The sequence below is a fragment of the Aliikangiella maris genome (assembly GCF_040719265.1).
Lineage (GTDB): Bacteria > Pseudomonadota > Gammaproteobacteria > Enterobacterales > Kangiellaceae > Aliikangiella > Aliikangiella maris.
Genome location: NZ_JBFDAH010000066.1, coordinates 1 through 3,465, shown reverse-complemented (window position 1 = coordinate 3,465; position 3,465 = coordinate 1). Strand labels below are relative to the sequence as shown.

At 36.2% G+C, this 3,465-nt stretch carries 4 protein-coding genes and 2 pseudogenes; 2 read left to right on the top strand and 4 right to left on the bottom strand.

Features of this window, described 5'->3' with window-relative positions:
- The 3 genes and pseudogenes from ABVT42_RS21745 to ABVT42_RS21735 all read right to left on the bottom strand — a co-directional run.
- Positions 1 to 237 (bottom strand): annotated as a pseudogene (locus ABVT42_RS21745) (hypothetical protein); the annotation flags it as partial.
- Positions 194 to 715: a hypothetical protein gene (locus ABVT42_RS21740; protein ID WP_367024434.1), complete on the bottom strand. Its 522-nt coding sequence runs from the start codon at positions 713 to 715 to the stop codon at positions 194 to 196. The gene ABVT42_RS21740 and the pseudogene ABVT42_RS21745, both read right to left, overlap by 44 nt.
- Before the next feature lie 5 nt (positions 716 to 720).
- Positions 721 to 822: pseudogene (locus tag ABVT42_RS21735) on the bottom strand (helix-turn-helix domain-containing protein); the annotation flags it as partial.
- A 364-nt stretch (positions 823 to 1,186) separates the two neighbouring features.
- Here ABVT42_RS21735 and ABVT42_RS21730 point away from each other — a divergent pair.
- On the top strand, positions 1,187 to 2,410 hold the full coding sequence (locus ABVT42_RS21730; RefSeq protein ID WP_367024433.1) for a hypothetical protein: 1,224 nt from the start codon (positions 1,187 to 1,189) through the stop codon (positions 2,408 to 2,410).
- Between the two features lie 12 nt (positions 2,411 to 2,422).
- On the top strand, positions 2,423 to 3,199 hold the full coding sequence (locus ABVT42_RS21725; RefSeq protein ID WP_353898104.1) for a hypothetical protein: 777 nt from the start codon (positions 2,423 to 2,425) through the stop codon (positions 3,197 to 3,199).
- Positions 3,200 to 3,241: 42 nt separating this feature from the next.
- On the opposite strand, the gene ABVT42_RS21720 is transcribed toward ABVT42_RS21725, so the two are convergent.
- Positions 3,242 to 3,465: hypothetical protein (locus tag ABVT42_RS21720; RefSeq protein WP_367024432.1), on the bottom strand; the 224-nt coding region annotated here is incomplete at its 5' end.

The window sequence follows — 3,465 nt, the reverse complement described above, 5'->3', positions numbered from 1 at the left end:
TTGGTTTAACAGAAGTGGTTGAGTGACATGGTTATGAAAATATTGGTAAAGTACAAATTGACGCAGTGAAGGCCCAAAATGATATCCTTTAACTTCTTCTGGTAATTCTCCTAATATTTCTTCACCATCAACTGTCTTCCACCGTTCTCGACGATAGCGAACTTGATGAGCAGAAATTTTAATCTCTTGAACATTAATACTCTTTATATCCTTTGAAGCGGGCTCCAGTTGGCACAATGGGTGGTTTTAATAGGATGGTTTGTGTTACGTCAAGTTGAGATTTCTTTGGGTTAGGGATTTGAGTTCGACGACTTCTCGAATTTTGATATTCTGTATCGGTCGAGGCAATCAAGCTCGGTTTTAGCTTCGGCCTTTCAGGCCTTCTGGTTAGCCGTGCATTTTCTGACTTGAGTAACTGACACTCATCATAATAACGTTGTGCCATCTCTTGCAAAACTTCGATTATATTAAACAGGCGATGTTCCAGCCAACTGCTACCATATCGAGGGGCTAAATCATGGGGAATACTTATCTTGCCATCTTTTAGAAAGACTAATTTCCGACTATCTGTATTACCATCAGTTAAATAACTCATGCTTTTTATTATGCCATTAACTGAATCTTTTAAATGTGATCGATTTTCGCCAATTAAATTGATCTTTTTCTGATTTTCTTGTGATCGATTGCTTACATAATGCCCCCGCTTTTTGAGCAATTACTAACCGTATTTCTCGATATGCCCAACTCTCGGGCAATTGACCGTTGGGAATGACCTTGTTGATGCAATATTTGTATTTTCATGAGTTCTTCTTTTGAAATCATGGTGCCTCATAAAAAAGCACCAGTGTGAACCAACTGGATCAGATTTCAATTGGTGAAGTGGATCATTTTTGCATTGGTGGTAACACTTAGAAAAGATGCTTTTTCAATTGTTGACTTTTCTTTTTGTTCACTGCCGCACAGGCAACTTAGAAACACAAAAGTATTTAATTAAAACACAATAATATATAAAACTTTCATGCTATTAAGTGATCAGATTTATCGCCATACCCCCTCTGTTTTTTATTTTGTGGAATAAATCACACCTTAATTAAGAGCCGAATAATATCTCAAATAATCAATAGACTCACTGGACCTACCTGTTAGACTATGGCAAAAAAATATACAAGGAAAAGGAAATAAGTTAATGAGCTACAATCGATTAGTTTCTATGCCTTCTGACACTCAAAAACGTGCCTGGCAAACACTGACTTGGGAACAAACCAAGCAACACCTGTCTAGCTTTGACCGAAAATTAACTGAAACCGCCAATCAATATGGTCAACAACTCAATAACATCAAATTTACCCGACAAGCAGTAGATACCTTAAGTGCCTTAAATGAGTTTGACCGAATGATGGTGCTGAAAGACTGTAAAGCATTATCTAAAAATCCGCAAAACCCTAAATCTAGAAAAAATCGTTATATTCCCTATCTTCGATTTATTAAAAGTCAGTATGGTTTTGGCAATTATCATTATAAGATTCGGTATTTGTTGACCGAGGGGAATAAGGTGGTGATTGATGATTTAGTATTGGATGATAATCTTTTAGGTTCTAAAAATCCAAGTCGCTTCGAAAGAACAGCATTATATAAAGTTAGTCGAATGGACAAATCTAAAAGAATTAACTCAAATATGTCTTATGAAGAAATTCAGACATTAAATAAAAGTTGGGATATAACTAATGTACTGCCATTATCGTCATTAAATACTCCATTTGCAGCAATTAATGGTATGCAGAATGATCTTACTAAAGCGGCATGGCTCATGGGTGTACATTTAGATTGGGCTTATCAAAACTACCAATTTGACAGTTATTGTCTTGTTCATAACCCTACCGAAGATTTCCTTCATGACCTTTGGGAATGTGGTTGGGATAAAAACTTTACAAGTTTAAATGCTAACCATCTTTCAGCTATCATGGTACAAGCAGCAAAAAGAGGAAAGTCGATAAAATGGGTTGCTCATAGTCAGGGAGGAATTATACTTTTAAGTGCCTTGAAGGTTATAAGTGAGCGAACAAATACTAGACTGACAAATCAGCAAGTTGCATTGCACTCTATAGGAACGAAAGCAATGGAGACACAGCGCTGGGCAAATAAAGTGGGATTGAAAATCATTGGCCATAATGCAAATCCATTTGATATAGTACCTAACCTAGCGGGTGGAAATGACTTTAGTATAAAATCACTTGATAGAAGTATACGATTTCTACCTAGTGTGATCTGGTCAAATAATGCTGTTAGCCCACATACTCTACCTTTTATGGGTATTCAAACTTACTATCGACATTTAACAGAAGCAGGAAAGCACCGAAGAGCAAGTTGGGTTAGACAGTATATGATAAAAAATAATATTTCATTGGTATAATCGAGGCAGAAATTGATCCTTAAAACAACTAGCAGATGGCCAAGTCTCCTTGGAATTACTCAAGGAGGCGCTATATTTTCTAAAAGAAATAGCTATTCTACCTCTTTATCAGGCATTCATTTTTCTTTTCAATTTCCAAGCTCAATATTAGGAAACTATAGTCTCATTCCTCCCAAAAACTCATTGGATATTACCACTATTAACTGGGAAGAAAGCATCAAGAAAGCAACTCGCTTCTTTGAGCCTGCTCTTATTGCGCGCGAAACTTGGTGGTACTGGGGGAGTTTTTTAAAAACAGGCTTTGACCCAATTGGCCACTTTAGGACAGAATGGCAAGTCGCTCAGTTTGAAAATAAATATTCTTTAAAATCAACACAACCAGAAGATGTCATTGATTATCTATCAGCATTTATTGATAACTTATATGAAGGACCAGATGGGAAAAATGAAAGAATAAGGCAAAGTTGTTACGAGTTTTATGTCGAAAATGGAGGTTATCCTGTTGAACACTATCAATCAGACATAGAAGAAATGATTGAAAGAAGAAGCCTCCCTGTTCCCAATGATTTTAAAATTATTAATATCAACCAAAATTCCTGGATTCAATTTTCAGCTAAAATGTATCACGATATGAAATTCCATATTTTACCTCTGAATAAAAATTACTTCTTAGTCAACCTTGCTCATTACGAATATGACTGTAGTGATCTTAAGCATAGATGGGTTGAAGATGCATCTAAAATTTTAGATGTTGTTATTCAATCAGCAAAAGTTGAGTTTCCAAAATAGATAACAGGAAGTAATTGCTCAAAAAAAAACAAGGGGTCAAGCCTATTTTACAATATATAACTCCCTTTCCAATTGCTTTACCTCACTCAACCATTGGCCTTCAACTAACTCACGCTTAACCTTATTCACAGAAAATGACACACTTCCACTATGATTTAAGTTAAATAACACTGCAATTTGCTTGAGACTCAGTGCTCCATATCGCTGACAGGCATACATCGCAAACGCTCGTGCGGGATTGCTCACTCGTTTACCTCCTGGACAGC